The sequence below is a fragment of the Vibrio fujianensis genome (assembly GCF_002749895.1).
GTDB classification, from domain to species: Bacteria; Pseudomonadota; Gammaproteobacteria; order Enterobacterales; family Vibrionaceae; genus Vibrio; species Vibrio fujianensis.
The window spans coordinates 20616-43214 of record NZ_NBUS01000038.1 but is presented as its reverse complement, the minus strand read 5'-3'; the positions used below and the strand labels follow the sequence as shown (position 1 = coordinate 43214).

The following is a 22599-nucleotide window of genomic DNA, read 5'->3' as shown; positions in this document are numbered from 1 at the left end:
TGACGAATGGCTTCCATAAATGGCAGTGATTCAATATCACCGACGGTACCACCGACTTCAACGATAGCAACATCATGGCCTTCAGAGCCAGCAATCACGCGATCTTTTATCGCATTAGTAATATGAGGAATGACCTGAATTGTAGCTCCAAGGTAGTCACCACGGCGCTCTTTACGCAAGACATCGGCATAAACACGACCAGCAGTAAAGTTATTGCGCTTGGTCATTTTAGTACGAATGAAACGTTCGTAATGGCCAAGGTCAAGGTCAGTTTCAGCGCCATCTTCCGTGACAAACACTTCACCATGTTGAGTTGGGCTCATTGTGCCGGGATCAACGTTGATGTAAGGGTCAAGCTTCATCATGGTCACTTTTAAACCACGAGCTTCTAAAATCGCCGCAAGCGATGCTGCTGCAATACCTTTCCCTAGAGAGGATACGCCCCCGCCAGTAACAAAAATATAATTTGTCGTCATGTTTAACCTGAAATTGGTTGAATGAGGGAAATGGATTTCTTCTGGACGGGATGAAACTATACCAGAACCCATTTATCGCCACAACGTGAAATCTATCACACTCAGTTTTTTATTTTTTGCTTCAAATCAAACAGATTGAACTCGGTTTATTTTCTCTGCTCAATCGTGCTTTTTATTGCTATTTTTACTTAAAAAAGGCTCAACTTTCTCTTTTTCTCTCTGTTTAACTTGTTCCCACATCGCATCAAGTTCAGCTAACGAAAAATGGGTTAAGGGCTGATGATGCGCCTGCGCCAATTGCTCCACCCCTTGGAAACGACGCACAAATTTTTGATTGGCTTTCATTAACGCTATTTCTGGATCTTTACCTAAATGGCGAACCAAATTGACCGTGGCAAACAGCAGATCGCCAAGTTCTTCTTCTACTTTTTGCTCATCAACCTCGACTTGAAGTGCTTCTTCCATCACTTCAGCCAATTCTTCCTGTACTTTCTCGGCCACCGGGCCAAGGGTGTCCCAGTCAAAGCCATATTTCGCGCATTTTTGTTGAATTTTATTGGCGCGCATTAAGGCCGGTAACGCTTGTGGTATTGAGTCTAGAATACTTTGTTCTGTTTTGCCTGCTTGGTGTTTTTCTTTGGCTTTTTCAGCCTCCCAGTTAGCGGCCAACTGAGCTGAATCGGTAAACTGAAGATTAGAAAAAACATGAGGATGGCGGCGAATTAATTTTTCATTCACCGTTTCAACGACCGCTGAAAAATCGAATAAACCCTGTTCTTTTGCCAATTGGCTATAAAAGATCACCTGAAAAAGGAGATCCCCAAGCTCTTCTCGTAGGTTTGGCCAATCTTGTTTGTCGATTGCCTCCACCACTTCATAAGTTTCTTCAATGGTATGAGGCACAATGCTGGCAAAACTTTGCTTGCGATCCCATGGACAACCATGCTCAGGGTCTCGTAACTGATTCATAATTTGTTCAAGCTGTAAAATAGGATGGGCCATGTTACCTCTCAATAAAAAAACGAGGCAGAACTGACGCGCTAACCTCGTTATAAATGCTGCTCAATTAACCTAATCGCTTAACCAACATCACATCTTTAATATGCTCAATGCGTTTCGAGATACGTTGTAGAACCTCGATATTATTGAGTTCAAGTTCAAAATCCATAATGGAGAGCTGACGCTTATAGTCACTACGACTTTTCATGCTGATCACTTTGATTTTCTCATTGGCCAGCAAGGTCGTGATGTCTTTCAGTAGCCCTCCTCGCTCCATGGCTTCAACTCGTAATGTTAAACGATAACTCCCGACAAAACCTCTCCCCCAAACGGTATTAATAATTCGCTCAGGCGCATGGTGGCTCAGCTCTTCTAATTGTTCGCAATCACTTCGATGCACTGAAATACCACGTCCTTGGGTAATATAACCACGAATATCATCACCAGGGATCGGTTGGCAACAACGCGCCAAATGCGTCATCAGATTATCGACCCCCTCCACCACAACCGCATCTTTATGCGTTTGGCTACCGACGATCGGCTTGGTTTCTCCAACCAGTTTTTCAAGAGCCAGTTTATCTTCTTCTTCAGCCGTTGGTTTATTGACCAATGCATTGATATGATTGACAATTTGGTTAATCCGTAAATCACCACTACCAACGCCAACATACATTTCATCTGCACTGTTTACGTTAAAACGTTTCAGCGCATAGAGTTCTGCATCTTTTAAGGTCGCACCGATTTTGGCTAATTCGTTTTCGAGGATCTCTCGTCCTGCTTCTAAGTTTTTCTCTCGGCTTTGTTTACGGAACCAAGCATTGATTTTTGCTCGTGCCCGCCCTGAATGAACAAAACCGAGTGACGGGTTTAACCAGTCACGAGAGGGGTTGGGTTCTTTAGCGGTGATGATTTCTACTTGATCGCCCATGTGCAGTTTATGGGTAAACGGCACAATGCGCCCCCCGACTTTGGCACCGATACAGCGATGTCCAACCTCTGAGTGGATATGATAGGCGAAATCAAGCGGGGTCGCTCCCATGGGTAAATCGACCACATCGCCACGCGGGGTAAAGGCGTAGACGCGATCATCAAACACTTGACTACGCAGTTCATCCAACATTTCGCCAGAATCAGACATTTCTTCTTGCCAATCCAACAACTTACGTAGCCAAGTGATTTTTTCATCGTACCCGCTGCGTCCAGCACTACTGCCTTCTTTATATTTCCAGTGCGCCGCAACGCCTAATTCTGAGTCCTCATGCATCTGTTTGGTACGAATCTGAATTTCTATCGTTTTTCCTTCTGGGCCAAGAATCACCGTATGGATGGATTGATAACCATTCGGCTTCGGATTAGCCACATAATCATCAAATTCATTAGGCAAATGCTTATATTTGGTATGCACAATCCCCAATGCGGCGTAGCAATCTTGTAGTTTATCGGCGATGATTCGAACCGCGCGCACGTCGAATAGCTCGTCAAATGCCAGATTTTTCTTCTGCATTTTTCGCCAGATGCTGTAAATGTGTTTGGGGCGGCCACTTACCTCCGCATTGATGCTAGACGCTTGCATTTCTTGGCGAAGATCATCGACAAAATCTCGAATGTACTGCTCGCGCACGATTCGGCGTTCAGAAAGTTGTTTGGCGATCTGCTTATATGTGTCGGGTTGTTGGTAACGAAATGCGTAATCTTCAATTTCCCATTTGAGTTGACCAATACCAAGCCGGTTGGCTAATGGCGCATAAATATTGGCACACTCTTTTGCGGCAGCGCGACGCACCTCGTCTGGTTGATCTTTAACTTCACGTAGATTGCAAATTCGTTCGGCCAGCTTGATCACCACACAGCGAAAATCATCGACCATAGCCAATAACATTCGCCGCACATTGTCTACTTGGGCTGAAGCTTCACTGCCTCGCAGTGTGACATTGAGTTGACCAATCGCAGCCATCTCTTCCACACCGTGAATCAGTTTGACGGTCTCCTTACCATAGCCAGCTTCCAGTTCTTCAGCATCCAATGCTCCGCTGATTGCAATAGGGAACAGCAGAGCGGCCACGAGTGTCGCTCTATCCATCGATAAGGTGATCAATATTTCGATCATCTCCCGCCCTCGCCACAGTAATAGTGAGCTTTGAGGATGTCCTTCAAGTAACTGCTCGCATTGACGATAGACTTCGCTCAGCTTCGCCGCCGTTTTTGCTTCTTGCCCTAAACCAGCAATCCATTTTTCTAGCTCAAACTGTTCATCTGGGTTTAAGTGTGCGCTACGTACCGCAACCATAGAGGTGTCCTAATTATTATAATTCATGCTTTCGACCTACTTTCACGCTTGAAAGTTCGGTCATTTACCGAGTTTTTACAAACAGAGCCATCGATTCCAAGTGGCTGGTATGGGGAAACATATCAAGCATAGTCAATTTAGCCAACTGATATCCCTGATTCAATAAACTGTGACTATCACGCGCCAGCGTGGCTGGGTTACACGATACGTACACCACGCGTTCAGCACCAAGCCGTGCAAGGTGTTCGATAACGCCCGCTGCACCAGCTCGAGCTGGATCAAGTAAGATTTTATCAAACTTATCTGCCGCCCATGCTTGTCGGGTCATCTCTTGTTCCAAATTTGCTTGGTAAAAGGTGGCCGTCTTGATCTGGTTTAACTCAGCATTGTGTTGTGCCCATTTAACCATCGCATCCACGCCTTCAACACCGACAACCGACTGAGCTAATTTGGCGATAGGTAAGCTAAAATTGCCCAAGCCACAGAATAAATCTAGCACTCGATCATCGCTTTGAACATCCAACCAGGTGATAGCTTGCTCAACCATCTGATGATTGACCGATTGATTGACCTGAATAAAATGGTTCGGAAGAAAAGAAATAGATGCCTCCACCTCTCGGTAGTAAGGCACCTCACCACACTGATGTTCAATCTGCTCGGGCGTTGGCTGTAAATATAATGCCAGTTGATGTTCTGAGGCGAAAGAGAGTAATCGCTCTTGATCCACTTGACTGAGCGGAGCAAGATGACGAAGCATCAGTGCGATGGTGTTGTCGCCTTTGACCAATTCCACATGCCCGAGTTGATGAGGTTGGCTCAGCGTGCTTAGCCGTGCTTGAAGGGCGGGTAATAACTGGTTGAGACTTGGTTCAAGTACCGGGCAATGGGTGATCGTGACAATCTGTTTACTTTGCTTACGACGAAAACCAAATTGAAGTTGCTGAGTTTTTTTATCCCATAATAGGCTCAGACGAGTTCGGCGACGGTAGCCTTTTTCCTTCCCACAAATCGGCTCTGACAAGTCTAGCTGCTGGTTAGCAAACTTACTCATTAACTGAGAAAGCGTCTGTTGTTTATGGGCTATTTGCGCTGCATGCTCAAGATGTTGTAAATCACAGCCACCGCACTGCTGATAATAAGCACAAAACGGTGTAACCCGTTCAGGGCTGGTCTGTAAAACTTTAATCAGTTTCGCTCTGGCAAATTTACTCTTACTTTCTGTTAATTGAATAACGACCTCTTCACCAGGCAAAGCCCCATCAATAAAAATCGCTTTACCTTTCTGATACGCAATACCAGCTCCGAGATGATCGAGTTTACTGACACTCACCGACTGATGTTTCGATGAGGGGGAAGGGTTCTTCTTCGGTTGAAAAAAACGTGCCATGCTCTGCCTAACTGTGATTGATAAAAGGTTTTTGGCCCGAGCATCACTATTCTGCACGGGGAAGATTGTCGAAAGCTGGGTGATTGCATTAAGCTATTGTCTCCTTGAATAGCTTGGCAACACTCAATGCGGGTTATTTTCCCATATCCACACCACGATGTTTAGACAATAATGACCAAATATGGCTTACGTGCGCGCGTTATTACTCTCACTTTAGCTCCAACCTTAATCATTGGGTTATTGCTTAGCGCCTTATTTTCCTTTAATCGCTATCACGATTTAGAAGTTCAAGTCATCAACTCTGGGGCAAGTATTATCGAACCGCTGGCCATTGCCAGTGAAGAAGGCTTAAAAAATCAAAGTCGCGAATCGGTTCGCCGCATTATTAGTTATGCCCACCGTAAACATTCAAAGTTTGTACGCAGTATCGCTGTTTTCGATTCACAGCACGAGTTATTCGTCACCTCAAACTTTCACCCTAATTTTGAAGCATTAATGTATCCGAAAGATCAAGCAATTCCAGTCTTAGGTAGCTCACAACTTTATAATAATACGTTAATTTTACGTACGCCTATTTTATCTGAAACACGCTTGATAGAAGAGAATATCAATGCTACCTCAAGTCCGGCATTAGGGTATATCGCGATAGAGTTAGATCTCTCTTCTTTACGTTTACAGCAATACCAAGAAATTTTTTCAGCTTGTCTGGTGTTAATCATGGGCTTGACCCTTTCCGGCGTTTTTGCATTCCGATTGATGCACGACGTGACTCGCCCCATCACACATATGAAAAATATGGTCGATCGTATTCGTCGTGGGCATTTAGATGTGCGAATTGAAGAGAAAATGCACGGTGAATTAGATGATCTCAAAAATGGCATTAATGCGATGGCGGTTTCACTCTCTGAATACCATGTCGAAATGCAACATAGTATTGATCAAGCGACTTCGGATCTACGTGAAACACTTGAGCAATTGGAAATCCAAAACATTGAGTTAGATATTGCTAAAAAACGCGCTCAAGAAGCCGCTAGAGTGAAATCTGAGTTTTTAGCTAATATGTCACATGAGCTACGCACACCACTCAATGGGGTGATCGGATTTACCCGCCAAATGCTCAAAACCCAGTTAACTAACAGCCAAGCTGACTACCTTCAAACCATTGAGAAATCAGCAAATAACTTATTAACCATCATCAATGATATCCTTGATTTCTCTAAACTAGAAGCGGGGAAACTGGCCCTAGAAAACATTCCATTTGAATTTCAAGAAACCCTTGAAGAAGTGGTCAATCTGCAAGCGACCAGTGCCCATGAAAAAGGTCTAGAAATCACCCTCAAAATTGACTCAAAAATCCCGGTAGGTCTAGTAGGCGATCCGCTACGTATTCAGCAGGTATTAACCAACTTAGTCGGTAATTCCATCAAATTTACCGAACGAGGCAATATTGATGTGAGTGTGGAAATGAGAGCGCAAAGGGATGACACCGTAGAACTGCAATTTATGGTCCGAGACACCGGGATAGGCATTTCTGAGCGTCAACAAGCTCAGCTATTCCAAGCCTTTAGTCAAGCTGATGCCAGTATTTCGCGCCGTTATGGAGGAACAGGATTAGGGTTAGTCATTACCCAAAAACTGGTCAGTCAAATGGGCGGAGAAATCAGTTTAACCAGTCGTCTTCATCAAGGTTCCACCTTTTGGTTTACCCTACGCTTACATGCGACCGATCTGCCGATTAGTGATAGTGTTGATCCCCAAGTCCTGAATCAAAAACATTTATTATTGATCGAACCGAATATCCAAGCGGCTTCGATTGTTCAACAACAATTGATTCAAGCAGGCCTAGTCGTCACCTATCATTCAACAATACCAGAAGAATCAGGCCATTATGATTATATCTTACTGAATTTATCTCCCAATAAAGAAACGAATACCGCTCACGTTAAACAGTGGGTAGAGCAAGCCATCACACTAGCTCCACATATCATTGTTGGCATCCCCAGCACCGAACTCGCACTGGCGGATCAGCTCATGAAAACTTATCCAATTCAGTGCCTGACCAAGCCTCTCTCTCGTAAAAAATTACTGCAAATTTTAATTGATCATCAGCCTCAAGCCGTAGAAATGCCTGAACCTGTCACTCATCAAGACAAGTTGCCGTTGACGGTTATGGCGGTGGATGATAACCCAGCCAACCTGAAGTTAATCACGGCATTATTACAGGAACGTGTCGATCAAGTGATCGCTTGTACTGATGGCGTTTCGGCAGTAGAGCAAGCAAAACAACAGTCATTTGATATTATTCTGATGGATATTCAGATGCCCCATATGGATGGAGTGGCTGCTTGTAAGGCGATCAAACAATTACCGCTCAATGCCCAAACCCCAATTATCGCGGTAACAGCTCATGCTATGCTTGGCGAGCGAGATAGATTACTAAAGGCAGGAATGGATGATTATCTCACCAAGCCAATTGAAGAACAGGTTTTACAACAAGTTCTCTTACACTGGAGTCCGAGAAGAACGGTCGATACATTCGTCCCCCTCCCCTTGTCGGGAACAGCGCTAGCACCAGCAACAACCGCACCATCAATGGCGATCAAACCCGTTATCGACTGGGATCTCGCTTTAAAGCAAGCGGCAGGGAAAAGTGCACTCGCACAAGAAATGCTCTCTCTTTTGCTTGATTATATTCCAGAAGTTGCCCAAGTCATCGAGCAAGCATTAGCAGAAGCCTCATACCCAATTGACGACTTACTACACCACATTCATAAACTGCATGGTAGCTGTTCATACAGTGGTGTACCATCACTTAAAACCGTGTGTGCATCACTAGAACAAATGCTACGTTCAGGCAGTGTTATTAGCGATATAGAGCCAGAACTATTTGAGTTACAAGATGAGATGGAGAAGGTATTAGCCCAAGCCAAAAACTACATTCCATCACCAACATAACCTTAAGCATTGGACTCAAAAATAACCGTCGCCAAAGCGTAGTGGCGCTCATCAGACAGAGAAAGGTGGATTGAAGTAACCTGAGCGGCCGAGGCAAATTCAGCCGCTTTACCGCTCAGAATCAACAAAGGTTTTCCATTCACATCATTATTGATGTGGAAATCTTGAAAACTAACGCCATGAGCGATACCCGTTCCTAAAGCTTTAGAGGCAGCTTCTTTGGCGGCAAAACGTTTGGCTAAGTAACGGGCTTTTTGTTTTAACGCATCAAATACCATCAATTCATCTGGCGTTAAAATACGCGCAGCAAAGGCATCACCACTACGTGATAATGCCTTTTCGATACGAACGATCTCCGTTATATCTGTTCCAAGTCCGACGATCGCCATAATGTCATTTAACCTATTTACGGGCAGATTGCATTATGCATCTCATCTCGGCGACCGCTTTGTCTAAGCCATCAAAGAGTGCGCGACCAATAATGGAATGGCCAATATTCAATTCGTAGATTTCGGGAATAGCGGCTATCGCAGAAACATTATGATAAGTCAGCCCGTGCCCCGCATTGACGGTAATGCCTTGATCATCAGCATAGGCCGCAGCGGCGGCAATTTTTTTCAGTTCGCTTTGCTGTTCATCATCACAAATGGCATCCGCATAATGCCCGGTATGTAGCTCAATAAAAGGTGCGCCGCACGCTTTAGCTGCATCGATCTGCTCTTTATCTGCATCAATAAAGAGGGAAACTTTAATTCCCGCTGCGGTCAATTTTTCGGTCGCTGCTTTGATCTTAGCCAGTTGGCCAACAACGTCTAACCCCCCTTCGGTTGTCAATTCCTCACGCTTTTCTGGAACTAAACAAACAAATTCAGGTTTGGTTTGCAAGGCGATTTCAACCATCTCATCCGTGACCGCCATTTCTAAATTCATACGCGTTTGGATCGTTTCACGTAAAATACGCACATCACGATCTTGAATATGGCGACGATCTTCTCGCAGGTGAACCGTGATGCCATCAGCACCCGCTCGTTCTGCTATTTCAGCCGCATGAACGGGATCGGGATAACGAGTGCCACGCGCATTGCGTAGTGTGGCAACATGGTCGATATTAACACCTAAAAGAATTGAGCTCATGTTCCTATACTCCGTGCTCTAGATAGCGTTGTTTGCCGGAATAACTCCCGACTTTTTAACGGTTTCCCGCCAAGGTATGGCTTTAACGCTATGCGTGTAAAGCGCTTGGCAGCTTGTAATTGTGCTTTCGTGGTAAAACGGCGTTCGCTAATGGCGATCAATTCATCGCCATAAAAAGTTAAATGATCGCGCCGAACCGATGCAATGAATCCCTTTTGTTCTCGATATCGATAAGTCATGTTGGGATCAACAGGTTCTCCCGTTCCCGCACAATGAAGAAAATCAATCCCATAACCCATTGATGATAATAAGGCTAATTCAAAACGGCGTAATGCCGGTTCTGGATTGTTATTTTGCGCCAGTTCTGTCAGAGCAAAAAGATAATCATGGAATAACCCAGGGCTTGGCACTTCAGGCACAAGAATGCGCCCAATTAACTCATTAACATACATTGCAGAATAGAGATGAATGCCATTGAGGGGAAGCCCTAAACTGATCGGCTCAGCTTGGCGCAGGGTTTTCATTGCACTTTTACCTGACCATTTCAAAAGCAGTGGCGTGAAAGGTTGTAGTGCACCTTTCAAGTTTGATCGTTTCCCTCTCGCGCCTTTTGCCATTAAGGATAAACGACCAAACTCTTCACTAAAGATGTCTAAAATCAAGCTCGATTCACTATAGGGGCGACGATGTAAAACAAAGCAACGCTGAAAACCATCAAGCATAGCGCCCCCAACCATCGTGACTCACCTATGAGTGAATAATCAAATATTATCGTTAAAGATCATCAATATAACCAAGTGAACGCAAAGCACGCTCATCATCAGCCCAACCAGATTTAACTTTAACCCAGGTTTCTAAATAAACCTTACGGCCAAATAATTCTTCCATATCTAACCGAGCTTCACGACCGATGGTTTTAATTTTCTCACCCTTTTTACCGATCACCATTTTCTTTTGCCCAATACGTTCAACTAAGATCAGTGCATTGATATGAAAACCATCCGTTTCAGGGTTGTAATCAAACCGTTCAATTTCTACCGTCACAGAATAAGGCAGTTCTTCACCGGTAAAACGCATCAGTTTTTCACGAATAATTTCTGATGCCATAAAACGTTGAGAACGATCCGTGACATACTCTTCAGGAAAGTGATGAACGGCTTTAGGAAGATGGCTACGCACGTGCTTATGTAGCACATCGATATTTTTGCCATGCTTTGCTGAAATCGGCACCACATCAACGAAGTCCATTAATTTAGACAGCGATTGCATGTGCAGCATCACTTCATTACGATCTTTTACGTTATCGACTTTATTAACGCAAAGCACGACAGGGAAATTGGCTTGTTGTAATTTATGCAAAACCATTTCATCGTCAGCCGTCCAATGCGTTCCATCCACGACAAATAACACCAAGTTAACATCACTTAACGAGCTACTTGCCGCGCGGTTCATCAAGCGGTTGATCGCTCGTTTTTCCTCAATGTGCAGTCCAGGAGTATCAACATAAATCGCTTGGTAGTCACCACGCGTATCGACCCCCATAATTCGATGGCGTGTTGTTTGAGGTTTGCGCGATGTAATCGAGATCTTCTGCCCTAAAATATTATTCAGTAATGTCGACTTACCTACATTAGGGCGGCCCACAATCGCGATAAATCCGCAGTGTTGATTGTCCGGCAAAGAAGAAGAGGAGGCATCTTCACCGTGAGACGCAAAATACGCGTCGAGATCGAATTCTTTATCAGCCATGAGTTAATTGCTCCAAAGCGATTTCTGCGGCGGCTTGCTCCGCTTTACGACGGCTAGTTCCTTTCCCGATCACCGGCTTAGCAATACCGGCCACTGTACACGATACCGTAAACTGTTGATTATGTGCTTCACCTTTAATATGAGTCACATTATACAGCGGTAATGGGCTTCTTCTTCCTTGCAAGAATTCTTGCAAGCGTGTTTTTGGATCTTTTTGTGATACACCGGGTTCAATTGCCTCTAATCGGCTTTGATACCAACCCAAGATAATGGTGCGAACCATCTCGATATCACTATCTAAATATATTGCGCCTATAATAGCTTCTACTGCGTCAGCCAGAATCGAATCACGACGGAAACCACCGCTCTTCAACTCACCTGGACCTAATTTTAAGTAATCTCCTAAGCCAAACTCTCGGCCTAATTCCGCTAATGTATTACCACGCACTAGCGTTGCACGCATACGGCTCATATCGCCTTCATTAATCTTAGGAAAACGATGATATAGCTCATCAGCAATGACAAAACTTAAAATTGAATCGCCCAGAAACTCAAGACGTTCATTATGTTTTCCGTTGGCACTGCGATGGGTCAGTGCCAACTCAATCAGCGTCGCATCATTAAATTGATAACAAAGCTTTGTTTCTAATCTATTAATTGGAGAATTCATGCTCTCTCGATGTGTTACGGGCCAGTATAACTGCCTAATTAATGCCACCGATGCGGCTAAAGCGCACGCCGGTTGGAATCCAAGTTGGTAACAAACTGTCTGGACTGCGATCAAACTCAAAGCTGATCCAAATCGCAACGGCTTTACCGACTAAGTTTTCTTCTGGAACAAAGCCCCAAAAACGGCTATCAGCACTGTTGTCACGGTTATCACCCATGACAAAATAGTGTCCTTGTGGAACCACCCACTCATTCACTCCCGCACGAGGGTGGTAATCTTGTACATTATCAATCCGCAACGGATTAATTAAGATATTATGAGCTTTTTCACCCAATTGTTCATCCATTTGAATCAGTGGAATGCGGCTTTGCATAAACTCACTTTCCACCACATTAGATAATTTAACTGGCTGGCAATCAGTTGTATTCGGTGATTGGATACAAATTTCTTTTTCTGTACTGTAGCGCACGATATCACCCGGCATGCCGACCACTCGTTTTATATAGTCAACACTAGGATTGGGTGGGTATTTAAAGACCACAACATCACCACGTTCTGGCTTGCCCGTTTCCACAAGTTGCGTACGCCAAACCGGATCTTTTAATCCATAAGCATACTTTTCAACTAGAATAAAATCGCCCACTAATAAGGTTGGCATCATCGATCCCGAAGGGATCTGGAAAGGTTCAAAAATAAATGAACGGAGAATCAGTACAAAGGCGATAACAGGGAAGATAGAGACTGAATTTTCAACCCACCAAGGTTGCGTAGCTTGTTTTAGCTCACTGGCTTGAGCATCAACTTTAAGCTCAGCAAAGCGCTGCTGGCGCTTTTTCTTCCACAGCCATTTCTCAAGTGCCCAGATAATCCCAGTGACAAGAGTCACGATCACCAGCATGAGTGAAAATGTATTCGCCATTACCTTCCCTTATCTAAAAATACGAAAGTGAAAGAGCCAAGACCCTTTCACTTGAGAGTTGCTACTGGATCGCTCTATCGCATCAAAATAGCTAGTCTTTACCAACATGTAAAATGGCTAAAAACGCTTCTTGTGGTAATTCAACATTACCAATTTGCTTCATGCGTTTTTTACCTTCTTTTTGTTTTTTCAATAATTTTTTCTTACGGCTCACATCACCGCCATAACATTTGGCCAAGACGTTTTTACGCAACTGCTTAACGGTTGAACGAGCAATAATATGATTACCAATAGCCGCTTGGATCGCAATATCAAACATTTGGCGAGGAATGAATTCTTTCATTTTCTCCACCAACTGACGGCCACGTGTTTGTGCCTGGTCTTTATGAGTAATAATAGCTAGTGCATCGACTTTATCACCATTAAGCAATACATCGACTCTAACCATATCGGACGCTTGGAAACGTTGGAAGCCATAATCTAATGACGCATAACCGCGCGAGGTTGACTTCAAACGGTCAAAGAAATCAAGCACAACTTCGGCCATTGGAATATCATAAGTCAACGCCACTTGGTTGCCATGGTAGACCATATCGACTTGTGTGCCACGTTTTTCTACACATAAGGTAATCACACTGCCGAGATAGTCGGAAGGCACAAGAATATTACAACGAGCAATCGGCTCACGAATTTCTTCGATATCATTGATAGCAGGTAACTTAGCCGGACTATCCACATAAAGCATGTCGTGATCGGTTTTGAGAACTTCATACACCACCGTTGGTGCCGTGGTGATCAAATCAAGATCATATTCTCGTTCTAAACGCTCTTGAATGATCTCCATATGTAGCATACCTAAGAAGCCACAGCGGAAACCAAAACCTAGTGCTGCCGATGTCTCTGGTTCATAGAACAACGAGGCATCATTGAGGCTGAGTTTTCCTAATGCATCACGGAAGTTTTCATAATCGTCTGAAGAGACGGGGAACAACCCAGCATAGACTTGGGGTTTAACCTTTTTAAACCCAGGTAGTGGTTTTTCACAACCATTTTTAGCCAGCGTTAAGGTATCCCCCACGGGTGCGCCAAGGATGTCTTTAATACCACAAACGACCCAACCAACTTCTCCAGTATTCAGCCCAGAAGTATCAACCTGTTTTGGCGTGAAAATACCAATACGATCAACCCCCCAGATTTGCCCAGTACTCATCACTTTGATTTTATCGTTTTTCTTCAGGCTACCGTTTTTAATCCGCACTAAAGAAACGACCCCTAAATAATTATCAAACCAGGAGTCAATAATAAGCGCTTGTAACGGAGCATCAGGATCGCCTTCGGGTGCGGGAATGGCGGAAACAATTTTCTCTAGCACTTCGTCAACACCGAGCCCAGTTTTAGCTGAACAACGAACAGCATCAACAGCGTCGATACCAACAATATCTTCGATTTCCTCAGCCACTCGTTCAGGCTCTGCTGCCGGTAAATCAATTTTATTGAGGATAGGTACCACCTCAAGATCCATTTCGATCGCGGTATAGCAATTAGCCAGTGTCTGAGCTTCCACTCCCTGACCGGCATCAACCACCAAAAGCGCGCCTTCACAAGCAGCTAGAGAACGAGAGACCTCATAAGAGAAATCCACATGCCCTGGCGTATCGATAAAGTTTAGTTGATAAGTTTCGCCGTCGTTAGCTTGGTAGTCGAGAGTCACACTCTGCGCTTTAATGGTGATACCACGCTCACGTTCAAGATCCATTGAATCAAGAACTTGTTCTGCCATTTCACGATCGCTCAACCCACCACATACTTGGATTAAACGGTCGGATAAGGTCGATTTACCATGATCAATGTGGGCGATAATCGAAAAATTACGAATGTGCTTCATAGGTTTGGGATGACTAAACTCTTTGCTGATTAGGGAATAAAAAACACCACCGAGGTGGTATTTCAATTAAGTTGGCCGATTCTACCGAATTTCGCTAGGCTTCGCACCATAATTTAAAGGATAGGCTGTCCTAGTACTCGCAATAGGATCACTTGTTGAACGGAATTTTTTGATAAACGGGTCGAATAATATCTCGCCAGCATCACGCCAAATATCATAGCAAGCAAAGCACAGCCGATCACGACACCTTCCCCCATACTTAGCCAAGGAGCAAGCCAAATTTCAGCGATCAGTGCACCGACGATCATCATAAATAGCGGCACAAGGTAAACCAAAGCCGCCGATTGCAATAAGCTTTTTTCTGGAAAGCCAATTTCTACCACTTGCCCTGTTGACACTGGCTTTTCACTGTCTAAGCGCCAAGCTAATGCTTTATTGCCTAGCGCTTTAGAAACCATCCCCGTACCACAACTCTTAGACGACTGACAATGGCTACAACTCGTTTGTTGCTCACAACTCAGATCGACCCAATAACCTAGTGCATGACGCTCCACCGCTGTCACGGTTGCCAGTGCAGTCATCATTGATTTTTTACTCCGACATGTTCAAAAATCACCGATTGGGCAATACGCTGTGCGGTTGCGGGAGGAATATCACCCACCACCGACACTTCGTTCTCTCCACTGACAAAACTATGCACCGTGCGACGCCCTTGACGGACTAACTGCCCTTTTAGTGAATGATTATCACGACTCGATACATAGACAGAAAAATTAAACAGCCCATCGGAAAACATCTGGCTTTCCACCAAACGCTCGGTCATTGCCATACGATAACGATTCAGCTCAAGTGGTTGAAAACCTTCTGGCTTCCACCCGACAGTCCAGAATGTTTCTTGGATATTACCTTTAGGTAAAGATAATACCTCTGGCAGTTGAACATTATTTAATCCGGCCATCAAAGAGGCCAATTTATCGTTAATCGAATACGAAATAGTACGGTACTGCTCTAATACTTCACCATCACGATCGACTAAGTCGGCACGCAGAGGTAGTGCACTGTGTTCATCGATCCACAAAACATAAGAGTAACGGAGGCCATCTTTGGGCACAATACGTAGAACCTGACAAGCTGTTCCAGCTTCACGCGCGCGGCCCATTTTTACAAAATCATAATATTGGCTAAGTTGTGCGACATCACTATTAAGCATAGGAATCGTCGGAGCCACCATGTTACCGGATTCAATCGTAAAAGGCTCAACACCCGGTTCAACATAACTGACTTCATTACCGCGACGAATCACTTCGCGTACTGGGCCACTCAAATAAATAAGATGAGCGAACTGTTGGCTCTCTTGATGAGCATGGCGGTAAAGCAAAGGTTCTATGCTATTTTTCTTAATCAGAATATAAGACAACTCATAATTAAGCTGTTGACTGGCTTCGTTCATCTGATGCAACAAAGCCTCTGCAGAAGGCGTTTCTGCAAAGGCCGGCGTTACATTCAGACTGAACAGTGTCAACGCACTGATCAGAAATTTTTTCATTCAATTACCGTTTCAACTGGGTCAGGGTGAGAGGTCAAATTCTCACTATTGAGTCTCAACTGTAGTTCATAGTCTTGCAATAATGCATTGATACGACGACGTTGTTCTTGCATATTCGCTTCGCTGCTACCATGCCTTGCGACTGAATCTCGGGTCAAACTGACCGGTTCGGCACTACCCGCAAATGGCACCGTCTGTAGCACAGGTAGCTGCGCTTCTTGTGCGCTGGTAGCTTCATTGCCACCATATTGTTGCACACCAATGATGACAGCAAGTGACACACTCGCAGCAATCGCCACTTGTCCGAGTTGGCTAAACCAAGTAGGCAACTGGCGACGAGCTTGACTAACCTTAGGCTGAGCCTCTAGTTTCGCCAAGTGCAGATCAGTGATACGCTCAGAGCTGGTGAACGAGCGATGTACTGGTTCATGTTCTAATGCCAGAGCGACACTTTCAGCGATATTCCATTCAGATTGAGGTGTATCCCCACGCATAACATCACCAATAAGATGGTAATTTTTCCACGTGCCGAGGCTCTCTGAGTCGTGCTCTAATTCTTGTATCAGCACATTATCAACCAATTCGCCATCCATGAATGCTGAAAGTTTTTCTTTGTCAGCCATTATTTTCACCATTTTTGTTGCTCACTATGCGGCGTTATAAAAACGATTTAATTCGCTTTTCAACCGCTTCACGAGCACGGAAGATACGAGAACGCACCGTACCAACGGGGCAATCCATGACTTCTGCGATATCTTCGTAACTTAAGCCTTCCAGCTCTCGCAACGTCATCGCGGTTTTTAAATCCTCAGGCAATGCTTCTATTGCGCTAAATATCACCTGCTTTAATTCCTTGGACAACGTAATGTTTTCAGGGTTCGATATTTCTTTGAGTGCATTACCACCTTCGTAAAATTCAGCTTCTTCAGCATCAACATCGTTGGCCGGCGGCCGGCGGCTTTGCGCAACGATGTGATTTTTCGCGGTATTAACAGCAATGCGATACAGCCAAGTATAAAACGCACTCTCGCCACGAAATGTTGGGATGGCACGATAAGCTTTGATAAAGGCTTCTTGTGCAACATCCGCCACATCTCCAGAATTGCTCACATACCTAGAAATAAGATTGCAAACCTTGTTTTGATATCTCAATACCAACAGATTGAATGCTTGCTTATCCCCGTTCTGAACTCGCTCAATCAACACTTGATCGGTCAGTTGATCGTTCATTCGAGCGGTTACTCCTATTGTTATCTCCCTTACCTTCTCAGATATGGACTCTAATTATGCAGAATGTTGTCTTGACACCACTGCCTACATGAGCACTATTGTGACTCAATAAACGAGAAAAAGTTCAAGTATAAGGTAAAATATTTCGCCTTAATACCGCAGTCTTATGCAGTAACCCGCTTAACTCTCGTATGGAAATTCGTTTTGCTTGTATGGCATTCGTCTAAATTAATTATCGACACCCGCACATAGTGGGGATAGCCTTTAGAAAAGACAATAGCATTTATAACATATTGTCTTTACCTGCAAGTTAGCTTGCTTGGCGTTATTGTCACGAGCGACATGCTAGACAACCAAGCCGACTGCACGGCAGGTAATGCGAATGAGATCTCAAGCGACATAAAGGATTCACCGAGCTTGATCCACTCGCGAGTTGACCGAATAAAACCACTAATAACCCGAATACCATTCGTGTTTTATTTTAATCTAGAGTAGGAATACTCTACTTTGAGTTCAGGAAGTTAACCATCTTATGGACGTAAATCGAGAACATCAATGCGATGTATTAGTTATCGGCAGCGGTGCCGCAGGATTATCCTTAGCGCTGCAAGTTGCCGAGCAGTGCAATGTCATCGTATTGAGCAAAGGACCTCGTAGTGAAGGGGCAACCTATTATGCACAAGGCGGTATCGCTGCCGTCTTTGATGAATCTGACAGTATCGAATCTCATGTTCAAGATACTTTAATTGCCGGTGCCGGAATCTGTAATCAAGAGACCGTCCAATTCATTGCTGAGCATGCCAAAGCCTGTGTTCAGTGGTTGATTGATGGTGGCGTTCCTTTTGACAGAGAAGAGAATGATGATGATGATGCACATCCTCGTTATCATTTAACTCGTGAAGGAGGCCATAGCCACCGACGAATACTGCACGCTGCGGATGCCACAGGAATGGCGATGCAGACCTCTTTGCAAGATAACGTGCATAACCACCCTAACATTCGACTATTCGAACGTTACAATGCACTCGATTTAATTACTGAAGACAAGATTGGCGGCAAGGCAAATAAAGTCATAGGGGCCTATGTTTGGAATCGTAACGTCGAGCATGTTGAAACCATTCGAGCCAAATTTGTGGTACTTGCGACAGGTGGCGCATCTAAAGTTTATCAATACACCTCAAACCCCGATGTTTCTTCTGGTGATGGTATTGCTATGGCTTGGCGTGCAGGTTGCCGAGTCGCTAACCTTGAATTCAACCAATTCCATCCAACATGCTTATATCACCCAGAAGCTCGAAACTTCTTACTTACTGAAGCCTTACGTGGCGAGGGAGCGTACCTTCGCCGCCCTGATGGTTCCCGCTTCATGCCTGATTTCGATAAGCGCGCTGAACTGGCACCTAGAGATATTGTTGCTCGTGCCATCGACTATGAAATGAAACGCTTAGGTGCAGACTGCATGTATTTAGACATCAGCCATAAACCAGCCGACTTTATCGAAAAGCATTTTCCTACCATTTACACCCGCTTGATGGATCTTGGCATTGATATGACCAAAGAACCGATACCGATTGTTCCTGCCGCTCACTACACCTGCGGAGGCGTAATGATCAACCAACAAGGACAAACCGATCTTGCTCAACTGTATGCCATTGGTGAAGTGAGTTATACCGGTTTACACGGAGCAAACCGTATGGCTTCCAATTCATTATTAGAATGTGTGGTTTATGCTTGGTCTGCTGCACAAGATATTCTTCGTCGTCACCCTTGTGCACAAATGCCGCCTTCATTACCAAACTGGGACGAAAGCAAAGTCACTTGCTCGGATGAAGAAGTGGTTATTCAGCACAACTGGCACGAACTGCGCCTATTTATGTGGGACTACATGGGCATTGTTCGAACCGATAAACGTTTACAGCGTGCACTGCGTCGCATTCAACTGCTACAGCAAGAAACGCATGAGTACTACAGCAACTTCAGAGTGTCGAATAACTTGTTGGAATTACGTAACTTGCTGCAAGTGGCAGAACTGATGGTACGCTGTGCGATGCTACGTAAAGAGAGCCGAGGCCTGCACTATACGTTAGATTATCCCGATCAACTAGAAAATAGCGGGCCAACTATTTTGACACCAACCAAGTAATCGTAACACCAACCAAATAATATTAATGGGAGCGATACTGCTCCCGTTTTAATTTCACCAATAGCTGTCGGTAGTCAGATTCATCACAGCTATCGCGCCACAATAACCAACGCGCCCCTTGACCTCGAATAATCAAGAAAAGATGTCGATAGAGAAAATCGACCTGATGAAAAACAAAATCATCGTCACCCACACGTAACTCTCCTGAAAAATTGATTTCAATCTCATCTTGTAAAGATGTGGGGAGCCAACTCAATACTGGATAGGAGAAAAGCAAAGCAATCATCGCCATGCTGGCAACAAGTGGAATAGAGGAAGCTAAGATCGCCCACACCAGAGCCGCCAACAGAGAAAAGGCGATGATATGAGCGAGAAAAGAAGGCTTTAAATAAAGCTTAACGGACCTTGCTAAGATTATGTGCGACAATTTTGTCTACCATCGCTGCATGACCCAGATTTTCTGAGCGGCCATGTCCCATGATCCAAGTAAAAAGGTCAGGATCATCACATTCAAGTAACGAAACAAAATCTTGCTGTTCTGTCTTACTTAATGATTCAAAACACTCTTCAAAGAACGGCATGATAACTACATCAAGTTCAAGCATTCCACGTCGGCATGCCCATTTGATGCGCGCTTTTTCTTCCGTAGTGTACATTGGCTTTCCTCACCTTAATATTTAGTTTCGCCAAGTGTAACAACCAATGTTAAATTCAACTAGTAGCTTAGTCACAGTCCCTGTTCAAGCTGACAAAAAAGTTGATCCAGATTAACATAACGGAAAGAGTCTTACTCAGGTAAAAAATATGAATTGGAAAAATACATTTACCACACTCGCTATCACCAACAATACACCACTCCCAGAGCTAATGATTAGTCACTTAACCCATTGGGGCGTGATTGAGTTATCAGGCGACGATAAAAAAAATTACCTGCAAGGGCAAGTGACCTGTAATGTGGTCAGCCTAGAAACAGGACAATCTTGCTGGGGGGCACATTGTGATGCGAAAGGAAAAGTATGGTCTGCTTTTCGTCTCTTTCATCATCATGATCGCTACGCCATGTTCCAACCTCAATCGGCCATTGAAGCAGAGCTACGTGAACTAAAAAAATACGCCATTTTCTCTAAAGTTGAAATCAGAGAAAGTACCGATATCCCTTTGGGTATTATGGGGGTAGGAGCAGAGGCATGGATCAATCGTTTCACTTCAAGTCGGGAAGATGTTCGCCCATTACCAAACGGTACCGCAGTAAAAATCGATGCTTTACGCTGGCTATTACTGATAGAAGAATCAACGGCTGAAGCGTGGCTCAATCAAAGTGATGCCAACAAAGTGGATCCTGCCATCTGGACCTATTTTGATATTCAACACGCCTATCCCATCATTCATCACACACAACAAAATAAACACATCCCACAAGCATTAAACTTACAGTCGCTTGGTGGTATTAGTTTTACAAAAGGTTGCTACACTGGGCAAGAAACCGTAGCCAGAGCCAAGTATCGCGGTATCAATAAACGAGCGATGTATATCGTACAAGGTAATACTCAGCAACCACTCGCTTCCGAACAAGCCTATTCATTAGAACGTGCGGTCGGTGAAAACTGGCGTCATGCTGGCGAACTCATGGCGCATTACAGCTTTACCGACCAAACGGCGATAGGGTTAATTGTCCTGCCCAATAACCTTGAGCCGGAAACAAAATTGAGACTCACTGAACAACCTGAAACTCACTGGACTATCTGCCCACTGCCGTATACGTTAGATGATGAATAAGCCGTTTTCTACTGCCATTACCCAGTATCTAGACAGCCATCAGGTTAGCTACCAGCTACTACCTCATCAAACCGCGACCATTACGATTGAAGAAACCGCGCGTCAGCGTGGTATTCTTGCTAGTCAAATGGTCAAAACTCTCCTCCTACGAGATATGGGAAATCGTCTGGCATTAGCCTGCATACCGGGTAATGCTGCAGTTGACCCCAAAAAAGTTCGTCAAGTATTAGAGTGGCGGAGAATGACCTGTGTCGATCGCTCGCAAGTCGAATCAATTACCGGATATCCGGTTGGCACAGTCACGCCACTGTGCCTTAAAACATCAATGCCTATTTTATTTGATCATGCCATTTTACAGCATTCAATTGTCACCATTAGCAGTGGCTCTTCTTTAGCAGGCATTGCTCTATCAGTACAAGATTTGATTCAGCTCTGTCAACCAAGGTTTGCTGATATTCAACGAACCGTATCCGTTGAAAAGACCATGATAAATTGCTGCCAATGAAACAAACTAGCGAGAGCGAATATCGCTTGTAGCGCCAGGTAATCATGTCGCGCGTCATACCTCGCCCATACATTTTGCCCACAGATCCCCGTGGGATTTTTTACACACAATTAACACCATCATTACTCATTGACTTATAATTGAACTATTCTTAAAACTGTCACATTGGTTTGGCTTAATAATCAAAGCATCACACTATTTCTCTCTTATGGCCTGGATGGAGAAGAGTCAAGCGAGGATTGTACTAAGAAAGGGGTTAATTTAGAGAATGAACCAATTTTGCTAATAACAGCACAAATCACTGAAAAAACTAACTGTAACTTTGGATATATCCGGCGAAATCACAGTATCGCCTACCGATTTAACTTACACTGAGCTAAACAAAGAAAAAAGGATCGAAGTATGAGACTGTTTAAGCGCTATACACCGAGTATGATAGCTAAACACGTAAGTCGTCTTTTTAAAGGAAGAATTTATATCTATGGTGTCGGTAAATTTGAGTTTGATAATGGGAAGTTGATTCTTCCAGAACGTGCTGAACAGCGACATTATCAAACCGTCAATGAAGTCAACCAAGAGATTCGACGCTTACGCTGCGCTTATGCTTGATCAACATTAAAAAAACTAGGGTTGGCAAATGCCAACCCTAGTTTTTTATTGTTAAATGATTACTCATAATCATCAGCGGACGATTACCTTTTGGCTAACTCAGGTAATTCACCTTTTAACCCCAAAGCATGTAGCATTATTTCTTGTTTTACTCCTGGGATTTGCCCTGCAAGACGCATCCCAACCCCTCGAATCAATTTCTTCGCAGGATGGCTTCCCGCGAATAAATCTTTAAATCCTTGCATTGCCGTTATCATTTTCGCGGCCTCGGCTTTTCGCCAACGTTCATAACGGCGTAAATTTCGCCGCTGGCCGATATCTAAGCCTTG

General features: G+C 44.2%; 21 protein-coding genes and 2 pseudogenes. 5 read left to right on the top strand and 18 right to left on the bottom strand.

Features of this window, described 5'->3' with window-relative positions:
- From pyrG to rlmD, 4 genes and pseudogenes are all read right to left on the bottom strand, one after another.
- A pseudogene (gene pyrG / locus B7C60_RS17780) lies at nt 1–476 on the bottom strand (CTP synthetase); the annotation flags it as partial.
- Between the two features lie 159 nt (nt 477–635).
- Nucleotides 636–1478, bottom strand: a complete 843-nt coding sequence (gene mazG / locus B7C60_RS04150) for a nucleoside triphosphate pyrophosphohydrolase (protein WP_099610562.1) — start codon at nt 1476–1478, stop codon at nt 636–638.
- A 64-nt stretch (nt 1479–1542) separates the two neighbouring features.
- Entirely contained in the window at nt 1543–3762 is a 2220-nt protein-coding gene (relA, locus tag B7C60_RS04145) for a GTP diphosphokinase (protein WP_099610561.1), read from the bottom strand.
- Nucleotides 3763–3826: 64 nt separating this feature from the next.
- Nucleotides 3827–5149, bottom strand: coding sequence for a 23S rRNA (uracil(1939)-C(5))-methyltransferase RlmD (rlmD, locus tag B7C60_RS04140; protein ID WP_099610560.1), 1323 nt, complete (start codon nt 5147–5149; stop codon nt 3827–3829).
- A gap of 171 nt (nt 5150–5320) precedes the next feature.
- Between rlmD and barA the strand changes: the two genes are divergently transcribed.
- Nucleotides 5321–8104: a two-component sensor histidine kinase BarA gene (barA, locus tag B7C60_RS04135; protein WP_172953224.1), complete on the top strand. Its 2784-nt coding sequence runs from the start codon at nt 5321–5323 to the stop codon at nt 8102–8104.
- A gap of 2 nt (nt 8105–8106) precedes the next feature.
- Here the strand turns inward: barA and acpS are convergent, their stop codons facing one another.
- From acpS to rpoE, 11 genes are all read right to left on the bottom strand, one after another.
- Complete coding sequence (acpS, locus tag B7C60_RS04130; protein ID WP_099610558.1) at nt 8107–8493, bottom strand: holo-ACP synthase; 387 nt, start codon at nt 8491–8493, stop codon at nt 8107–8109.
- Between the two features lie 13 nt (nt 8494–8506).
- The gene (gene pdxJ, locus B7C60_RS04125) at nt 8507–9238 is read right to left on the bottom strand and encodes a pyridoxine 5'-phosphate synthase (protein WP_099610557.1); all 732 of its coding nucleotides are present in this window, start codon (nt 9236–9238) and stop codon (nt 8507–8509) included.
- A complete protein-coding gene (recO, locus tag B7C60_RS04120; protein WP_099610682.1) occupies nt 9235–9960 on the bottom strand; it encodes a DNA repair protein RecO in 726 nt (241 codons plus the stop codon). The genes pdxJ and recO overlap by 4 nt, the downstream gene beginning before the upstream one ends.
- A 52-nt stretch (nt 9961–10012) precedes the next feature.
- The gene (gene era, locus B7C60_RS04115; RefSeq protein WP_099610556.1) at nt 10013–10987 is read right to left on the bottom strand and encodes a GTPase Era; all 975 of its coding nucleotides are present in this window, start codon (nt 10985–10987) and stop codon (nt 10013–10015) included.
- On the bottom strand, nt 10980–11657 hold the full coding sequence (rnc, locus tag B7C60_RS04110; RefSeq protein WP_099610555.1) for a ribonuclease III: 678 nt from the start codon (nt 11655–11657) through the stop codon (nt 10980–10982). The genes era and rnc overlap by 8 nt, the downstream gene beginning before the upstream one ends.
- 34 nt (nt 11658–11691) lie before the next feature.
- A complete protein-coding gene (gene lepB, locus B7C60_RS04105; RefSeq protein ID WP_099610554.1) occupies nt 11692–12576 on the bottom strand; it encodes a signal peptidase I in 885 nt (294 codons plus the stop codon).
- Between the two features lie 91 nt (nt 12577–12667).
- Nucleotides 12668–14461 carry a translation elongation factor 4 gene (gene lepA / locus B7C60_RS04100; RefSeq protein ID WP_099610553.1) on the bottom strand — a complete coding sequence of 598 codons (1794 nt, stop codon included), beginning with the start codon at nt 14459–14461 and terminating at the stop codon, nt 12668–12670.
- A gap of 113 nt (nt 14462–14574) precedes the next feature.
- Complete coding sequence (locus B7C60_RS04095; RefSeq protein WP_099610552.1) at nt 14575–15045, bottom strand: SoxR reducing system RseC family protein; 471 nt, start codon at nt 15043–15045, stop codon at nt 14575–14577.
- Complete coding sequence (gene rseB, locus B7C60_RS04090) at nt 15042–16007, bottom strand: sigma-E factor regulatory protein RseB (protein WP_099610551.1); 966 nt, start codon at nt 16005–16007, stop codon at nt 15042–15044. Before rseB ends, B7C60_RS04095 begins: the two co-directional genes overlap by 4 nt.
- The gene (locus B7C60_RS04085) at nt 16004–16630 is read right to left on the bottom strand and encodes a sigma-E factor negative regulatory protein (RefSeq protein ID WP_099610550.1); all 627 of its coding nucleotides are present in this window, start codon (nt 16628–16630) and stop codon (nt 16004–16006) included. The genes rseB and B7C60_RS04085 overlap by 4 nt, the downstream gene beginning before the upstream one ends.
- A gap of 34 nt (nt 16631–16664) precedes the next feature.
- Nucleotides 16665–17237 (bottom strand): RNA polymerase sigma factor RpoE, encoded by a 573-nt coding sequence (rpoE, locus tag B7C60_RS04080; RefSeq protein ID WP_099610549.1) that lies wholly within the window; start codon nt 17235–17237, stop codon nt 16665–16667.
- A 532-nt stretch (nt 17238–17769) separates the two neighbouring features.
- Between rpoE and nadB the strand changes: the two genes are divergently transcribed.
- Nucleotides 17770–19380 (top strand): L-aspartate oxidase, encoded by a 1611-nt coding sequence (gene nadB / locus B7C60_RS04075; protein ID WP_099610548.1) that lies wholly within the window; start codon nt 17770–17772, stop codon nt 19378–19380.
- A 22-nt stretch (nt 19381–19402) separates the two neighbouring features.
- Here the strand turns inward: nadB and B7C60_RS04070 are convergent, their stop codons facing one another.
- Nucleotides 19403–19807: a hypothetical protein gene (locus tag B7C60_RS04070; protein ID WP_161428469.1), complete on the bottom strand. Its 405-nt coding sequence runs from the start codon at nt 19805–19807 to the stop codon at nt 19403–19405.
- Nucleotides 19776–20036 carry an FAD assembly factor SdhE gene (locus tag B7C60_RS04065; RefSeq protein WP_099610546.1) on the bottom strand — a complete coding sequence of 87 codons (261 nt, stop codon included), beginning with the start codon at nt 20034–20036 and terminating at the stop codon, nt 19776–19778. Before B7C60_RS04065 ends, B7C60_RS04070 begins: the two co-directional genes overlap by 32 nt.
- A 148-nt stretch (nt 20037–20184) precedes the next feature.
- Between B7C60_RS04065 and ygfZ the strand changes: the two genes are divergently transcribed.
- The 3 genes from ygfZ to B7C60_RS04050 all read left to right on the top strand — a co-directional run bounded on the left by ygfZ (nt 20185) and on the right by B7C60_RS04050 (nt 22270).
- A complete protein-coding gene (ygfZ, locus tag B7C60_RS04060; protein WP_099610545.1) occupies nt 20185–21156 on the top strand; it encodes a tRNA-modifying protein YgfZ in 972 nt (323 codons plus the stop codon).
- Nucleotides 21149–21661, top strand: a complete 513-nt coding sequence (locus B7C60_RS04055) for an aminoacyl-tRNA deacylase (RefSeq protein ID WP_099610544.1) — start codon at nt 21149–21151, stop codon at nt 21659–21661. The genes ygfZ and B7C60_RS04055 overlap by 8 nt, the downstream gene beginning before the upstream one ends.
- A 402-nt stretch (nt 21662–22063) precedes the next feature.
- On the top strand, nt 22064–22270 hold the full coding sequence (locus B7C60_RS04050) for a DUF1107 domain-containing protein (RefSeq protein ID WP_078925982.1): 207 nt from the start codon (nt 22064–22066) through the stop codon (nt 22268–22270).
- Between the two features lie 83 nt (nt 22271–22353).
- On the opposite strand, the pseudogene B7C60_RS17775 reads toward B7C60_RS04050, so the two are convergent.
- Nucleotides 22354–22599: pseudogene (locus B7C60_RS17775) on the bottom strand (FAD-dependent 2-octaprenylphenol hydroxylase); the annotation flags it as partial.